13 protein-coding genes are annotated in these 16,715 nt (G+C 63.1%); 8 read left to right on the forward strand and 5 right to left on the reverse strand.

The genetic code is table 11. The features are described from left to right. The first annotated feature begins 124 nt into the window (after positions 1 to 124). The gene (locus R3E82_09240) at positions 125 to 1,093 is read left to right on the forward strand and encodes an NmrA family NAD(P)-binding protein (protein ID MEZ5551058.1); all 969 of its coding nucleotides are present in this window, start codon (positions 125 to 127) and stop codon (positions 1,091 to 1,093) included. A 48-nt stretch (positions 1,094 to 1,141) separates the two neighbouring features. On the opposite strand, the gene R3E82_09245 is transcribed toward R3E82_09240, so the two are convergent. Then, entirely contained in the window at positions 1,142 to 1,876 is a 735-nt protein-coding gene (locus R3E82_09245; protein ID MEZ5551059.1) for an AAA family ATPase, read from the reverse strand. 131 nt (positions 1,877 to 2,007) lie between these two features. On the opposite strand from R3E82_09245, the gene R3E82_09250 reads away from it, so the two are divergent. Next, positions 2,008 to 3,216 carry an NnrS family protein gene (locus R3E82_09250; GenBank protein ID MEZ5551060.1) on the forward strand — a complete coding sequence of 403 codons (1,209 nt, stop codon included), beginning with the start codon at positions 2,008 to 2,010 and terminating at the stop codon, positions 3,214 to 3,216. Here R3E82_09250 and R3E82_09255 read toward each other — a convergent pair. Both R3E82_09255 and R3E82_09260 read right to left on the reverse strand, forming a co-directional pair. After that, complete coding sequence (locus R3E82_09255; GenBank protein ID MEZ5551061.1) at positions 3,201 to 4,610, reverse strand: Na+/H+ antiporter NhaC family protein; 1,410 nt, start codon at positions 4,608 to 4,610, stop codon at positions 3,201 to 3,203. The genes R3E82_09250 and R3E82_09255 overlap by 16 nt on opposite strands. Positions 4,611 to 4,666: 56 nt before the next feature. Continuing rightward, complete coding sequence (locus R3E82_09260; GenBank protein MEZ5551062.1) at positions 4,667 to 5,650, reverse strand: prenyltransferase; 984 nt, start codon at positions 5,648 to 5,650, stop codon at positions 4,667 to 4,669. Positions 5,651 to 5,734: 84 nt separating this feature from the next. On the opposite strand from R3E82_09260, the gene R3E82_09265 reads away from it, so the two are divergent. From R3E82_09265 to pgaD, 6 genes are all read left to right on the forward strand, one after another. Next, positions 5,735 to 6,940: an MFS transporter gene (locus tag R3E82_09265; GenBank protein ID MEZ5551063.1), complete on the forward strand. Its 1,206-nt coding sequence runs from the start codon at positions 5,735 to 5,737 to the stop codon at positions 6,938 to 6,940. Continuing rightward, complete coding sequence (locus R3E82_09270; GenBank protein MEZ5551064.1) at positions 6,937 to 8,157, forward strand: D-arabinono-1,4-lactone oxidase; 1,221 nt, start codon at positions 6,937 to 6,939, stop codon at positions 8,155 to 8,157. Before R3E82_09265 ends, R3E82_09270 begins: the two co-directional genes overlap by 4 nt. A gap of 90 nt (positions 8,158 to 8,247) precedes the next feature. Continuing rightward, positions 8,248 to 10,734, forward strand: coding sequence for a poly-beta-1,6 N-acetyl-D-glucosamine export porin PgaA (gene pgaA, locus R3E82_09275; GenBank protein ID MEZ5551065.1), 2,487 nt, complete (start codon positions 8,248 to 8,250; stop codon positions 10,732 to 10,734). Further along, positions 10,734 to 12,674, forward strand: coding sequence for a poly-beta-1,6-N-acetyl-D-glucosamine N-deacetylase PgaB (gene pgaB, locus R3E82_09280; GenBank protein ID MEZ5551066.1), 1,941 nt, complete (start codon positions 10,734 to 10,736; stop codon positions 12,672 to 12,674). Before pgaA ends, pgaB begins: the two co-directional genes overlap by 1 nt. Further along, positions 12,674 to 13,948: a poly-beta-1,6-N-acetyl-D-glucosamine synthase gene (gene pgaC / locus R3E82_09285; GenBank protein MEZ5551067.1), complete on the forward strand. Its 1,275-nt coding sequence runs from the start codon at positions 12,674 to 12,676 to the stop codon at positions 13,946 to 13,948. Before pgaB ends, pgaC begins: the two co-directional genes overlap by 1 nt. Next, positions 13,938 to 14,420 carry a poly-beta-1,6-N-acetyl-D-glucosamine biosynthesis protein PgaD gene (gene pgaD, locus R3E82_09290; protein ID MEZ5551068.1) on the forward strand — a complete coding sequence of 161 codons (483 nt, stop codon included), beginning with the start codon at positions 13,938 to 13,940 and terminating at the stop codon, positions 14,418 to 14,420. Before pgaC ends, pgaD begins: the two co-directional genes overlap by 11 nt. Here the strand turns inward: pgaD and R3E82_09295 are convergent. Beyond that, positions 14,387 to 15,535 (reverse strand): alpha-hydroxy acid oxidase, encoded by a 1,149-nt coding sequence (locus R3E82_09295; protein MEZ5551069.1) that lies wholly within the window; start codon positions 15,533 to 15,535, stop codon positions 14,387 to 14,389. The two genes, pgaD and R3E82_09295, sit on opposite strands and share 34 nt — an antisense overlap. Before the next feature lie 97 nt (positions 15,536 to 15,632). Then, positions 15,633 to 16,706, reverse strand: a complete 1,074-nt coding sequence (locus R3E82_09300) for a class I SAM-dependent methyltransferase (protein ID MEZ5551070.1) — start codon at positions 16,704 to 16,706, stop codon at positions 15,633 to 15,635. Positions 16,707 to 16,715: the final 9 nt, after the last annotated feature.

Here is a 16,715-nt window from a genome sequence, read left to right on the forward strand (position 1 = left end):
TTGGCGGAGTAAAGTAGGCCACGCAGGTCATGGCATTATGCCAGCTGTGGGTGGACTTGAACCTCTGACATCAGGACCATGAATCCTTTGTTGCAACGGCTGAGCGACAAACTCACATGAGAGGATGGATGTTGCGAATTCGGTCAAACAGGATCAGGCAAGCGCACGGTGCTTTACGGGCCACGACGCGGTGAACCAGAAGGTCCTCGTGTGCGGCGCAAGTGGCCGTCTGGGCAGGCTGGTCGCCGAAGCCCTGCGCGATCGACATGCACACACGCCCCGGCTGCTCGTGCGTCCTGCGCGACTTCAGGACGGCTGGCAGACACCTCAGGGTATGGAACCCGTCTCCGGCGACTTCACCGATACGGCATCGCTCGATGCTGCACTCGACGGTGTTGCTTCCGTGTTCCTCGTCTCCCCCGTGCATCCCGACATGCGGGCGCGGGAACTCGCCCTGGCCGCAGCGGCCGCGCGATGCCCCGCACCGCCACAGATCGTGAAGATTTCCGGGCTCGCTACCCGCCTCGATTCACCGGTTGACAGCGGCCGCTGGCATGCGCAGATCGAGCAGGGAATCCGCGCGCTGAGGCTGCCTGCCACCTTTCTGCGGCCCAACTTCTTTTTTCAGAACCTGGCCTTTCAGGTCGGCGGTATGCGCCGCGACGGCATCCTTCGCGGCGGAGTGGGCGATGCGGCGATCGCCATGGTCGATGCCCGGGATATTGCCGATGTCGCAGCCGCCGTGCTTACCGGCGACACGCCGGTCACAGGTTCTGCAGTCGCGTTGACCGCGGGCCAGGCGTACACCTATGAAGCGGTGGCAGTAACCTTCAGCAACGCGCTGGGCAGAGCCGTGCGCTATGAGCGTCAGCCCCGGGAGGTGCTCGCCCGTGCACTCGCAGCGTCGGGACAACCCGACTGGCACGTACGGATCCTGCGGCAGTTCAACGAAGCGTTTCTGGCAGGCGAAGGATCGGAAGTCTCGACCACGGTTCAGCAGGTACTGGGACGTGCGCCACGCAATCTTGAAGCCTACGCAGCGGAACTCGCTGCGGGGGCAACCCCCTCGGGCAGCGATCCTTTCCCGAGTTGAGCAGCATCCACTCCGATGTCGGGCAGCATCCCGCTGGGATCGTGCGAACTACGGCAGGCGCTGCTTACCGGGTACGAACTGACGGGGGTCCCGTGCGGGCATGGGACTTTTCGGTACCACCCGCAGCACCGGATCATTCTCCAGCCAGTTCACCAGCCGGCGCCATTGAGCCATGTCCTTGGCAACCTGGGAGGCGGGCATTTCGTGTACACCCACTCCCGCTTCCGCAGTGCGGATGTAGTTCTGGGTATCGCGGAATATGGCGACCACCGGGATTTCGAGAGAATCCAGGAAGCGCATCAGGGAGCGGAACATGATGGTGTTGCTCTTCACCCGGTTCGCCACCACCGCCAGACGATTCTCGTGGCGCGAAACCTTCGCGGACAGCAGCAGGTCGGCAATGGTGCGGGTCGCAGCGTGGATGTCGATTGCCGATGGCAACACGGGAATGACTATCTTGTCTGCCCCCCGGGTGAAGTCCATGAGATCGTGTTTCTGAAATGCCGCTGGAGTATCGACGATCACCCGTTCGATCTCGGGTGGCACCCGTAACGCGAAGGAGCGCGTCTGCCCCGCATGGTTTTCGTAGGTGGCGATACCGTGGATGTAGGGAGCCGATTCCGGACGCTTGCTGAGCCAGCGGGTACTGGAGCCCTGTGAGTCATAGTCCATCAATGCCGGCGGCTTGCCACTGCTCGCATAGTAGGCGGCGAGGTTGGTGGCAATCGTGGTCTTACCCGATCCACCCTTGGGATTGAGGATGACGATCTTGCGATTGGACAAGTTCGACGGCCCCCGTTTGAGCCATGAAAGTGGCCACAACCTACACCACTTCTGGACTTTTATGCAAGGTAGAGAATGACTTAGGGGATACCACTATAGTTGTTTCTAGATAACTGAGTACTCTGCCCGCGATGACTGTGACACTGTACCGGACCTTTTTTAGCGTCGGATTCCGGCCCTTTTATCTGGGCGCCGCCGCTTTTGCCTGCCTGGCTGTTCCCCTGTGGCTGGTGATCGCCCTCGGCCTGTCACCGGCAGGCGGGAAGCCGGGAGCGGCCATCGATCTGAACTGGCACATCCACGAAATGCTCTTCGGCTTCGCACCGGCCGTAATCGCCGGCTTCCTGCTGACTGCGGTGCGCGCCTGGACCGGGCGTCCGACACCCTCAGGTACCGCACTGGCCCTGTTGTTCGGCCTCTGGGCAGCAGCGCGGATAGCGCTGCTGGTGCCTGTACCGAACGAAAGCAATGCCGCGCTTTTCATTGCACTGCTCGACGCGAGTTTCCTGCCTGCCCTGGCACTCAGCATCGCCATACCCTTATGGCAGTCGCGCAACTACCGCAATGCTTTCGTTCTCGTCATCCTGGCGTTACTCACTGTGGCAAATCTTGTATTTCACGCAAGGCGTCTGGGCATCGACAACCCGCTGCACGCACTGAATCCGATTACTGTCGGGCTGGATGTCGTGGGTCTGCTGATGATCGTCATCGGCGGCCGGGTAATCCCCGCATTTTCTGCAAATGCGGTCGCCGGCCTGCAGCCGCGCCGGTGGCTGCTCCTGGAAGTTCTGGCGATCGGCGCAGCCGTTCTCATTACCCTGATCGATCTGATGGCGCCGTTCGCGGATTCAGGTCCGTCGCACCTCTACACCGGACTGCTGTGGCTCGCTGGCGTGACACAGAGTTTACGGCTGCTCGCCTGGCAACCCTGGCGCACGCATCAGAACCTGCTGCTGCTGGCGCTGCCGCTTGCCTACGCCTGGATTCCCGTGCACTTCCTGCTGCGCGCCGCTCTGGGTGGCGCACCCGGCCAGTTGCCGATGCTGAGTGTTCACGCCCTCGTCGTCGGCGCCATGGCCGCACTGATGCTCGCGATGATGACACGCAGCGCCCTCGGCCATACCGGCCGGGCCCTGCGTGCGGGCGTGGCAGAAGGGATCTGTTTCGCCGCCATTCATTGCGCCGCTGTGTTCCGGGTGGCGGGCCCGCTGCTGGCGCCCCAGGGTTATCAGCTGTGGATCACACTGGCCGGCATCGGCTGGACGGTCGCATTCGCCAGCTTCGTCATCGCCTATGCACCGATGCTCATGCGACCCCGGATCGATCACAACAGCAGGTAAAGACCCGTGGTAAGTGCTGCTGCCAGCAGAGCATAAGGAAGCTGAGTAATCACATGATCCATGTGGTCTGACCCGGCTCCCAGGGAAGCCAGCACCGTGGTATCGGACACCGGTGATGCATGGTCACCGAAGATACCGCCTCCGGCCACAGCCGCAATCGTCTGATAGACGATGGGGGTCAACTCGCCACTGGAAAATGCATAGGCGACGGGTACCGCCACCGGCATCATCATGGCAAATGCACCCCAGGAAGTGCCGGTACTGAAGCCGATGGCGGCGGTGATCACAAAGGTCAGCGGCACCAGCCAGCCCGGTTCAAAACTGCCCGAGAAAGCAGCCACGATCGCCTCACCGACGCCGAGTTGACCAGCGACTGTATTCAGCGCGTACGCCAGTGCAACGATGAGCAGCGCAGGCATCACGCTCCGGGCACCATCCAGTATGAGTGCGGCGATTTCAGACGCACTGCGCAGACGGCGCCGCAGCAGCAGCACGCCCACCAGGCTGACGACACCCGCCATGAAGGCCTCAACAATCTGCACCGAACCCGCGATGACCAGAGAACCCACACCGATTCCCACCACCAGCGCTACCGGCAGCGCCAGTTCAGACAGCAATGAGGCACCCTCGCTGGAGGCGCCGAGGTCGTTGTCTGAATCCAGCAGGGGATTGGCTCCGGGACGCACCAGTGCGCCGGTTTCCGCAGCCCGCTGCTCGGCGCGTCGCATCGGCCCGAAATCCGGAATAACACGAAGGCACACGAGCAGTGAGAAACAGAGAATCAGCAGGGGATAGAAGTTGTAGCCGATCGAGCCGATGAAAACCCGAAGACCTTCCTCAGCCGATGTGACCGGACCACCCTGGGCGGCGATCAGACTGGCCATATAGGCGCCCCAGGCGGTAAACGGCACCAGAATGCACACCGAGGCGGTCGTGGCATCCAGTATGAAAGCGAGCTTTTCCCGGGGCATACCCGCCCGATCCGACATCGGACGCACCACCGCACCCGTCATCAGTGGACTGAAGTAGTCATCGATGATCAGAAATCCCAGACCCCATGCCGTGAGCGCCGCACGGCGTGGCGAATGGGTGGCGCCACCGAATCGCTCCGCCAGAGCCAGCAGCACGCCGGAGCGCTTGAACCCTTCGAAGAGGATGCCGATGAGAATCACGATTTCGCAGATCCAGATGAAGTCTGAATTGCCCAGCGACGACTGCAACAACTCATTCAGACCCACTCCGGGAAGGGCGCCGATCATGAGTGTGCCGATGAAAACCCCGATGAGCATCGCGATCAGCGCGGAGCGAGAAACGAAAGCCAGAATCAGTGTCACTGCCAGGGGCAGCAGCGACCAGAGGCCCCAGCCGCTCATTTCGGTCCCGGCACTGTGCATGCCACCCTCACTTTGTCACGGCTTCTGGACGTCTGTCCCTGGTCGCCGGGTTCCGTTCAGTCGACCAGCAGTGCAGCGGCGAAGCCAATCAGAAACAGTGCCGCGAAGCGACCCGAGTACACGAAAGCATGGGCAACGTACCACAGCGGCCATACGCCTTCAGGGAATCCGTCAGGACAGGTCTGTGGCGCAGGGAATCGCAACACCTGGCACAGCCGCCAGGCAGCCGGCAGCGCGCCTGTGATCAGCAGCAGCGGCCAGCCCAACACTCCAGTCCCGACGAGCCAGAACGTGGCGCACAGCTGCAACAGCACAAGCGCAATCACCAGCCATCGTGAGCGCGCCGCGCCGAGTCGAACCGGCAGCGTGCGGACACCCCGGGCTCTGTCCTGCGCCACTTTGTCGATGTGCTTACCGAAAATCACCGCGGCAGGACCCAGCGCACACACAGTGCCCAGCCAGGCGACCGAGTTCAACCATTCGCCGGTAGTTGCCAGGTAGGTGCCGCCGGTCATCAGCGGCCCCCATACCAGCAACACGGCCACTTCACCGAGTCCCAGTGTCTTGAGTGGATGTGTGTAAAACACCAGCAGCAGCGCACCTGCCAGAAACGGCAGTGCAACCAGCCATCCGGACAACCAGACAAGGGCGACTCCCGCCAGTGCCGCCAGGCCGCCCGTGCCGAGAAAACAGACCGTCAGCGCCCGACGGGACAGGAACCCGTCTTCGAGCACCTGAGTGCCGTACTGGCGTCGAAAGTAGTCGCCGGCATCCACACCCCGGGTGGAATCCACCAGGTCATTGAGCTGATTGTTGGCCGCATGGGCCAGCAGCAGACCCATCAGACACAACAGCCAGTACCGCCACTCGAAGAGACCGGCATCGACCGCAAGCAGTGCAGCCAGCAGACAGGGAAACAGGGTCAGCCCCAGGACGCGTCCGCGGGATACGATGAACCAGCGGGCCAGTGCGCCCGTCTGCTGCCACTGCAGGGGGGTCAGCCGGGGCATGGCACCGGAGAAGTTGTGAGCTGAGTTCATGGTGTGCGGGTCGTTATCGGTCGAGGGGCGGTGATAAGCTTGCCACCGATCCAACCCGGATGGCGACCTGAAACGAGCAGACGAATGCGCGATGTACTGAACCGTAACATCCTTATCCTGTGTCTTGCGCAGATGATCTTCGTATCCGGCTCCATCCTCATGGTGACCCTCGGCGGCATCATCGGCAGTCAGCTCGCCAGCAATCCCGCTCTGGCCACCCTGCCCCTGTCACTGGTTGTGATCGGTACCGCCCTGAATACGATTCCCGCGACACTGCTCATGCAGCGCATCGGTCGCCGTCTGGGCTATGCGCTCGCCGGCATGGTGGCCTGCGCAGCCGCACTGCTGGCCGCCTGGGCCCTGACACTCGGCAGCTTTCCCCTGTTCTGCACGGCAGCGCTGGTGATCGGCACCACCCTCGCCTTCAGTCAGCAGTTCCGTTTCGGTGCTGCCGAGAGTGTGGCAGCACATCGGGTCAGCTGGGCGGTGTCCATCATCCTCCTCGGGTCCATCGGCGGCGCCTTCCTCGGCCCGCAGATCGCCGCGAGCAGCCCCGCTCTGACACCCGATCACCCCTTCCGCGCAGCAATGCTGATTCTGGCCGGGCTCTATGCGTGCACGACACTGCTCCTGCTGGCGCTGCATCCGACCGCACCCCCGGAATCGACGGAAGCAGGCGCCCCGGGTCGGCCCCTGCGGTATATCGTGACCCAGCCCCTGTTCGTACTCGCTGTCGCAGCAGGCATGATCGGTCAGGGTGTCATGGTCTTCATCATGACCGCGACGCCTCTGTCCATGCACGTGGTCGATGGTCACAGCGTGACCGATGCGGCCGGTGTGGTCCGTGCTCATGTGATCGCCATGTATCTGCCCAGTCTGATCTCCGCCCCCCTGATCGGACGGTTCGGCACCAATGCAGTCATGGGGGCCGGATTGCTGGCAATGCTCGCCACTCTCGCCATCGGCCTCAGCGGACACGAGGTCATGCACTACTGGTGGGCGCTGGTGCTGCTCGGCATCGGCTGGAATTTTCTCTATGTCGGCGGCACCACCCTGCTGGTGAGGACCTACCTGCCCAGCGAGCGCTTCCGCGCCCAGGCAGTCAACGAGTTCAGCATCTTCGGCGTGGCTGCTGTCGCCAGCCTCATGGCGGGCACGCTGATCCACAGCTTCGGCTGGACGGTGCTGCTGCTGTGCGCCCTGCCGCCACTGCTGCTGATGGTGGCCCTGCTGGTATGGCGACTGCGCCATCCCGACCATGCGCGTCTGCAGGCCGCGAGCGCCGGATGAGTGACGGCGCAACCTGGCAGAACTGGTCCGGAGGGCAGCAGTATCGACCACACAAGGTCAGCACCCCCGGATCTCTGTCCGCCCTTCGGGATCTGGCAGGGCTCGCAGAGCGAGAACGGCTGAAACTGCGCTGTGTCGGCAGCGGTCACTCCTTTGTGCCGTTCTGGACCGACGGCATCATCGTCTCACTGGATACATTCACCGGGATCCATCGCGTCGATGCAGGCAGTCACCAGGTCAGCGTTGGTGCCGGGACCAAGATTCACGAACTCGGTCCGCTGCTCTGGACAGAAGGACTGTCCCTGCCCCAGCAGGGTGACATCGACCGGCAGAGTATCGCCGGCGCACTGAGTACCGGCACCCACGGCACCGGCCGGACCCTGCCCAATCTGTCGCACGCACTGCTGTCCGCACAACTGGTGACCGCATCCGGAGAAGCGCTGATCATCGATGCGGAGCGTACGCCCGACTGGTTGCGCGCACTGCGGGTGTCGGTCGGCCTGCTCGGGGTACTCACCGAGGTCACGCTACAGGTCGAACCCGCCTTTCTGCTCCATGAACGTAAACAGCAGGCCGGCTTTGAAGAAGTCGCAGCCACCCTCGAAGACCTGATCGCGGACCATCGCCATTGCGAATTTTTCTGGACACCGCGCTCAGACAGCTTCGAGATGAAGACGCTGCACAGATCGACGGACACGCCGGGGCGAATCAGCGCCACGGAAATCATCGGGCCGGCACACGAAATCTTCCCCAGCAGCAGAGAAACCCGCTTCAACGAAATGGAGTACTCGGTACCCTACGAAAGTGGCTGGTCGTGCTTCACGGAACTGCGCGAGCTGTTACTTTCGCGGTTTGCGAAGCTGCCCTGGCCGATCGAATACCGTACCCTCGCGGCGGACGATGCCTGGCTCAGCACCGCCAGCGACCGGGAATCCGTGACACTGTCCGTCCACCAGGGTGCAGAGCGGGATCACCGGCCGCTGTTCGACGCCGCGGAATCGGTATTCCGCAATCATCGGGGGCGACCGCACTGGGGCAAACTGCACACCTTGAACGCGCGGGATCTCGCCGATCTCTATCCGCACTTCGAAGCCTTCCGGCGCGTCCGCGCGGAACTGGATCCGACGGGCATCTTCTGCAACGACTACCTGGCCGGTCTCTTCGATGTACATTCGTCTGACACTCTGCGACCTGCAGGTTTCCCGCAGATGAACTAGACTGCGGACATGCATTCCGCGACCCGCACACCCGGCCGAATCTGTTAGCCCCTACCCGGCTGCCGTTACCTTTATCCGCCTGTATCACCCATGACGACATTCTTTGAGCGCCTGATCCGCACGCTGCTGCTGGTCTGTCTGACAGCGGTTGCAGGATCCACTGCTGCCGCAGAACCCGCAATGCAGGCGTCCGCTGCAGACACCACGAGCAGACGGCCACCGCCAGCACTGCCGGAGGCTGTCCGGCGTGCCCGGCTCGATGCAATCACCCAGGCCCGAGCGGGTGCCTATGAGCCCGCTCTGGACCAGCTCATAAGGCTGCGCAACGTCTATCCGGATTCGGATCCGCTTTTCTATGATGAAATGCTGGTGCGCTTCTGGGCGGGTCAACGCCAGCCCATACTCGATATGATCGCCGGCCGCTCGCTGGCCGGTGCACCGGCCTACGCACTGCTCGCTCTCGGCCGCGCAGCACGGGACACCCGGGATTTCGGAGCAGCCATCAACTACTACGCACAGGCTGTGGCGGCGAGCCCGGAAAGCATTGACGCCCGGGTCGGACTCGCGATGGCTTACTCAGATTACGGAGACCCGCGCACTGCCCGCACCACCCTCGAGGCGGTGCCGTCAGCCACCCGCCACACAACGCCCGTACTGGTTCCGTCCGCTTATCTCTTCCACCAGGATCAGGCCTATGCCCAGGCGCTGGGTGAATACGATCTGGTTCTGCAGCTGGAGCCTGAGAACAGAGCTGCGCTGCGCGGCAAGGCCCAGGCACTGCGGGCGCTGCTGTTGCCGCGCCAGGCATTGCGCGTTGCCGCCCTGCAGCCGGATGTACTGACGCCGCGTGAGCTGAACCGTCTGGAAGCGGATGTCCTGGCGCTGGACCTGCGTGACGCCATCGAGTCTCCGGCACAAAGGTATCCGTTTCCCGGGATCGAATCAGCCCTGCAGGCCATAGCTGCACGCCTTGCCGCAGAGCCCCCGGCCAGCGAACTCGCCCGTCTGCTGACCTACGACCGGATCGTGGGACTGGCCGCGGCGCATCGGCGCAGCGAAGCAGTCGAAGACTACCGGCGTCTCATCGACGCTGATCCTCGCGCGCCCCGGTATGTGCATGCTGCAGCAGGTAACGCCTATCTCGCGCTGCGCAAACCCGAGCTCGCCGAACAGGCTCTGCGCCGCGGCATCGAAGCGGACCCGGCTGATATGGAGATCCGCATCAGTCTCTTCTACGCGCTGATCGAGCTGGAGCGCTTCGAGGAGGCGTTCGAGTGCATTGACGACGTGGTCGAGCGCCTCGAGCCGGTTCGTGCGGTACCGGGCAGCAGTGTGCGGCAGCCCAATCCCGCACATACCCGGGCCACGATCGTCGCGACCATGGGGCGAGCCTATGCGGACCAGATGGATACCGCCGAGCAGCGGCTGCAGGCTCTCCTGGCCGTGGCACCCAACAACAGCCAGGCGCGCTATGAGCTGGGTAATCTGAATCGCTGGCGCGGCCTCCACGAAGCAGCGGACGAACAGTACGGACAACTGATCGATCGCTTTCCGGCAGACGAAGCTGCCCTGCGCACCGCGCTGGCCCGCAACCGGTTCGCACAGCGCCAGTTCGCCGCCACCGGCAGCGCAGAGGCCGCCCTGTATCGGGAGTTCCCCACGGATACCGGCGTGATCGAGCTGCACAACGACTGGCAGGTTCACCAGTTGAGTCAACTGATCATCGATGCCGGTTTCGGAGAAAGCTCCGGAGATACCTTTGGCTCCAGCCAGTACGATGTCGATGCCTGGTGGTTCAGCCCGCCCCAGCGAGAAGCCTTCCGCGGCTTCGTCCACAGCAGCGACAGCTGGGCCGAGTTCGAAGAAGGCAATCACGCCCGTCGCCGTATCGGCGCCGGGGTGGATTACCGTCGTCACCGCTGGGAGGGTCGGGCGGAAGTTCACGCCGCCCGCTTCGACATGGGTGACCCGGGCATCGCCCTGCGGGGAGATTATCGCGCTTCCGATCACTGGTTCCTTGGCGCCAGCGCAGAGTGGAACAGTGACGCCACACCACTGCGCGCCGATGGCCAGGGCATCGAGGGTGATCTGCTCGCATTCGCTACCACGTACCGGCACAACGAAAACTGGTTTGTTGCCGGCAGCGCGCGCCTGCAGTCTCTGGACGACGGCAACGACATCAGCGGCTTCGGCCTGAACGGCAGCTACCGGCTCTACAACGGTTACCGGTGGAAACTGGACACCTACGGCAGCGCGGGGCTCACCCGCTCGAGCCTTGATGAGCCCAGCTACTTCAGCCCCGGTCGCGCTGTCGACGCAAGCGTCGGACTGCGCGGTATCTGGCGACAGTTCCGCCGCTACGAACACTCACTCACCCACAGACTCGGCGGCGATGTCGGCATTTACGATCAGGACGGATTCGGCAGCGAGCCCATCGCGTCAGTCGACTATGAAATCGAGTGGCGTCCGTCCACGCGCTGGGGATTTCGCGGCGGCATCCGCTACAGCCGCCGGGTGTACGACGGCGACACGGAAGATGGGCTGTTTTTCCGCTTCGGCCTGGAGGGGCGGATCTGATGCCTGCCTGTTCCCGCCTTCTGCTCAGCGCTCTGCTCCTGGTCAGCAGCACCAGCTCTTTAACGGCGCAACCCGAGACCTCGGTGGCGGTGACCGTGCTCGGCTATCACGACGTCCGGGACAACCTCGCAGAAAACTACGACCCGGATCAGTACGCGGTCACCGCCGAACATCTGGCCGCTCACTTCCGCTGGCTGGCCTCCCGGGGTTACCAGGTCGTGAGCGTGGACGACATCCTGGCCGCACAGGCCGGCACCCACTCGCTGCCGGACAAAGCCGTACTGCTGACCTTCGACGACGGTTTCCGCAGCGTCTATACCCACGTGTTTCCGCTGCTCAAGGCCTTCCGCTATCCGGCCGTGGTGAGCCCGGTCACCGCCTGGATCGAAACCGAACAGCGCATCGCCTACAACGGTCAGCCGCTCAGCGCGGCCGATTTTCTCAGCTGGGCGGAGATGGCGGAAATGCAGGCCTCGGGTCTCGTGGAAATCGGCTCCCACAGCCACGACCTGCATCGTGGTATTCCAGGCAATCCCCAGGGCAATGAACAGCCAGCCGCCGTCACGCTGGGCTACGAGTCTTCCGAGTACGAATCGGAAGCCGCCTATCAGGCCCGGCTCGCCGCCGACCTCGATCGCAGCGTGGCGCTGATCGAAAGTCATCTCGGCAGGCGGCCGCGGATCATGACCTGGCCCTACGGTGCCTGGAACCAGAGCGGTCGCCGCCTCGCCGCAGAGCGTGGCATGACACTGCAGCTCACCCTCGACGAACCGGCACCCCTGAGCGGCGACGGCATTGTCGCGCGACACATGCTGGTCGCCAATCCCGGCGTGCCCGGATTCGCTGCGCTCTTCGATGATCGGCAACCGGTGCGTCCGGTACGCGCCGCCCAGGTCGATCTGGATTATGTTTATGACAGGGATGTGCTGCAGCAGGAGCGCAATCTGGGTCTGCTGCTCGATCGCATCAAGGCCATGGGCATCAGCCATGTCTTTCTGCAGGCGTTCGCGGATCCCGACGGTGACGGTGCCGCAGACGCCCTGTATTTTCCGAATCGCCACCTGCCGGTACGCGCCGATCTCTTCAATCGCGCCGCCTGGCAGCTGCGTACCCGTGCCGGAGTCAGCGTGTTTGCCTGGATGCCCCTGACGGCATTCGTCGCCAGACCCGAATGGCGGACCCTGCAGACCCGGGATGGCTCGACGGCGCCCGATCCCGAGGGTGAGCCGCGCCTGTCGGTCTTCGTGCCCGAGGCGCGGCAGTTTATAACCGACCTGTTCGATGATCTCGGTCGCCACGCGCCCATTCAGGGCATTCACTTCCACGACGACGGCAGGCTGAACGAATTCGAAGACACCCACCCCGAGGCACTGGCCGCCTTCGCGGTGGCTGTCGGCAGAACCTTCGATCCCGACCTGCTGCATGCCGACCCGGATCTGGCCCACCGCTGGACCAGGTTCAAAAGCCGGGCGCTGACGGATTTCTCTCTCGAACTGAGCCGAGTTCTGGCGCGCTGGCGCCCGGGTCTGAAAACATCCCGTAATCTGTTCGCACCTGCGCTCACCGACCCCGGCTCGGAACGCCATCTCGCGCAGAACTACACAAATTACCTGGCCAGCTATGACTACACCACAGTGATGGCCATGCCGCGCTTCGAGAAACGTCCCAATCATCGGCGCTTCTTCGCCGCACTCATCGAAGCCGCTGGCCGCCAGCCTGGCGGACTCGCACACACCATTTTTCAGCTGCAGACCGTCGACTGGGTATCGCAGCAGCCCATCGACAGCCGGGAACTGCGACGGACCATGGAGTTCCTGCGCGCCCGGGGGGTCGACAATCTCGCCTACTACCCGGATGACTTCATCAAGGGCAGACCGGACCTTGAGCAGATGATTCGCGGCATGTCGCTGACAGAAACACCCGGACAGAGGGTGCACTGATGGATGCGGCATTTCAGAGCCTGCTGAACTTCACCTTCTACTACCCGCTGTTCATGTCGATCCTGTGGATCACGGCTTCCGTGTACTACTTCTACTACCGGGAGAAGGAAGCCAACACCCAGCCGGAACATCCCCCCGAACTCGACGTGTGGCCCGGGGTGAGTTTCATCGTGCCCTGTCACAATGAGATGGAAAACATCGAAGAGACCGTGCGTTCCCTGCTGGCTCAGGACTACCCGGAATTCGAGATCATCGTGATCAACGATGCAAGCTCAGACGAAACCGGCGCCATCCTGGATCGACTTGCCGCCGCGCATCCCCAGGTACGCGTCGTGCATTTTGCCAGCAATCAGGGCAAGGCAATGGGACTGCGGGTCGGTTCACTCACCGCCAGGCACGACGTCCTGGTGTGTCTCGATGGCGATGCCCTGCTCACGCCCCAGTCGACCCGCTGGCTCGCCCATCACTTCGCACTCTGGCCCCGTGTCGGTGCGGTGACCGGCAATCCCCGGGTCCGCAATCGCACCACCCTGCTCGGCCGAATTCAGGTCGGCGAATTTTCCTCGATCATTGGCCTGCTCAAGCGCGCGCAGCGGATCTATGGCCGGGTCTTCACGGTCTCCGGTGTGGTGGCCGCCTTCCGCAAAGTCGCCGTGCACCAGGTCGATTACTGGGGTTTGAACGTGATGACCGAAGACATCGACATCAGCTGGCGTCTGCAGCTCAATCACTGGGACATCCGCTATGAGCCCAACGCCCTGTGCTGGATCCTGATGCCGGAAACTTTCGGTGGTCTCTGGCGCCAGCGACTGCGCTGGGCACAGGGCGGCATCGAGGTCCTCGTCAACCACATGCGCAGCCTGTTCCGGTGGCGCACCAGGCGCATGTGGCTGGTGGCGACAGAGCTAGTAGTCAGCACCTTCTGGGCCTACACCATGGCTCTGGTATTCAGCTTCTGGCTGCTTGGTCAGTTTGTCGCACTGCCTGCACCCCTGGATTCCGCCACCATTCTGCCGGGCTGGAGCGGTCTGCTGCTCGGCACCACCTGTCTGCTGCAGTTCGCGGTGAGTCTGGTGATCGACAGCCGCTATGAACGTCAGCTCGGCCGGGTCTATTACTGGATGGTGTGGTACCCGATGCTGTACTGGATCATCCAGGTCGTGACTTCGGTCACCGCTCTGCCCCGGGCACTGGCCCGCGGCAGCAATCGGCGCGCCATCTGGCGCAGCCCCGACCGCGGACTGCGGGACACGGACACTGCAGATGGTTCGTGAAATCAACGATGTGATCATCAATGCCCGCCGGGTGCTGACACGCCGCGCGCGCCGCCGGGACCGGCTGCTCACCCTGGCGCTGTGGGCCCTCTATGCCTATCTGTGGCTGCCTCTGATCAGTCTCTTCGCCTGGCTGCTCGGTCTGCAGTTCGCCTACACCCTGGTCGAACGCGCCGGTGGCCCCGCCAGCCTGGTGAACCTGCTGTACTGGTTCGGACTGTTTGTACTGCTGATCAGCCTGTGCATCGTCGGCTGGTCGCGTTTCCAGCTGCGACGCTTCGGTGAGCGGGAAAGGCGGCTCGCGGTACCCACAGTGACCTTCGAACAGGAAGCCGCCTACTGGGACATTGACCGCACCACCCTCACCCGGCTGCGGGAGCGCCAGCAGAACAGCGTGACATTCGACAGCGACGGTCGGCTGCAGTTACTCGAGCACCCTCAGCCCTCGGCCGGATCCCAGATCGCCTCCTGAGTAATCTGATTCACCGCGGTCAGTCCACAGAAGGCCATGGTGAGGTCCAGTTCGCTGGCAATGATCTCGAGTGCGCGGGTAACACCCGCCTCCCCCATCGCACCCAGTCCGTAAAGAAACGCGCGCCCGATCAGCACGCCCCGTGCACCGACTGCAAGGGCTTTGAAAACATCCTGTCCGGAAGTGATCCCGCCATCCATCCACACATCGATGTGATCCCCCACCGCTGCAACGATGGGCGCGAGTGCGGCGATGCTCGAGGGTGCGCCGTCGAGCTGACGGCCCCCATGATTGGACACGATCAGCGCATCCGCACCGGAACGCACTGCGAGCCGTGCATCCTCTACACACATGATGCCTTTCAGGATCAGCGGTCCACCCCAGCGGTCCTTGATCCAGGCAACGTCTTCCCAGTTCAGAGTGGGATCGAACTGCTGCGCTGTCCAGGCGGCCAGTGAGCCCATGTTACCGATGCCCTCCACATGACCGGCGATGTTGCCGAAACCGCGACGGGAAGTACCAAGCATGCCCGCACACCAGGCGGGTTTGGTCAGCAGATTGAGGATGTTGCGCAGAGTGGGTTTCGGTGGTGTGGACAGGCCATTCTTCAGATCCTTGTGCCGCTGACCGAGAATCTGCAGATCGAGGGTAAGTACCAGTGCCGAACAGCCTGCCGCTTTCGCACGATCAATCAGACGCCCGACAAAGTCCCGATCCCGCATCACGTAGAGCTGAAACCAGAACGGCCGTTGCGTCCGGGCGGCAACGTCTTCGATCGAGCAGATGCTCATGGTCGACAGCGTGAAGGGTATGCCGAATTTTTCAGCGGCCCGGGCGGCGAGTATCTCGCCATCCGCGTGCTGCATGCCGGTCAGACCGGTGGGGGCCAGGGCAACGGGCATGGCGGCGCTGTCTTCGAGCATGCTGGTCGCCAGGGATCGCTCCGAGATATCGACCGCCACCCGCTGGCGCAGCTTGATCCGCGCGAAATCTTCGGCATTGGCCCGGTAGGTACTCTCACTCCAGGAGCCGGAATCCACATAGTCGTAAAACATCCGCGGTACCCGCCGCTCATGCAGCACCCGCAGATCTTCAATACAGGTGATCACCGGCACCGCGGCGCGACTCTCAGGCGCAGACCGGTGACGCCGGCCTGCCGTACGACAGCTGCCGGTCGCACGCAGTGTGCGCGTACGCAACATGCGCGTCGCACTACGGCCGCACCTCGTAGTAGAGATTGCTCGGATCCTCGAAATCGTGGAGCTGGAAGCGACCGAAACCTCCCGCCTTCACCATCTTCTCCGCAACTTCCGGGTTGAAGCCCAGCGTGCCGAGTCCGGCACCACCCGGTTCCGACAGAGCCGACGACATGCAGGCCGACACCGAAAAGCCGTAGAACATGGCGAGCAGCGGATTGCGCAGGTTATCTTTGAATTCCGACTGGCTGCGGATGTCTTTGATGAGCCAGGTGCCGTCCGGCTGCATCGCACCGCGGATGGATGCAATCACCTCTGCCGGATGGGTCATGTCGTGAATGCAGTCAAAGGTGATGAGAAAGTCGTAGGTCGGTTTCTTCGGCAGACTCTCGCCGCCCGCAACAAAGAGTTTCACGTTATTCAGGCCGAGCTCTGCCACTTTTGCACGACAGCGGTCGATGGCATGGCCGCTGGGGTCGTAGCCGTGGAACTCCGAATTCGGAAACGCTTTCGCCATAGCCATCAGGGCAACCCCGCCACCGCACCCGACATCGGCCGCCACAGCACCCGCAGACAGTCTCTCCACGACACCATCCAGGGCGGGCAGTATGTTCGGCACCAGTTCCTGGCGGGTCCAGGGACCCAGCATCCTTTCGGTGCGATGGGCGGCGTTCGGGCCGAGGTCCTCGTATGAGAGACCGATTCCCGTCCTGAAGGCTTCCACCAGTTTATCCACGGTCGCCGGCGGTGTGGCACCGGCAAAGGCTCCCGCAGCGAAAGCCAGACTGCCGGTCTCATCCGCCAGCACGGCGGCACCAACCCTGGTCAGTTCGAATCGATCATCCGGGATGTAGTTGATCAGCCGCGCTGCCGCCTGCCCGCGCAGCCATTCGAGCAGCCAGCGTTCCTTGAGACCCGTGCGTTCTGCCAGCTCGGCTGCACTGACCGGCCCGGCACCATCGAGCGCTTTGTACAGCCCGAGCCGGTCACCGATGTGGATCATCAGGGACACCATCTCGCCCTGCTTGTAACTCCAGACACTGAAGGAGTAGCGCTTCAGTTCCTCCGGGTCGATGGCCACTTCAGACATAAGTATTCC

It is taken from the genome of Pseudomonadales bacterium, from assembly GCA_041395945.1.
GTDB lineage: Bacteria > Pseudomonadota > Gammaproteobacteria > Pseudomonadales > Azotimanducaceae > SZUA-309.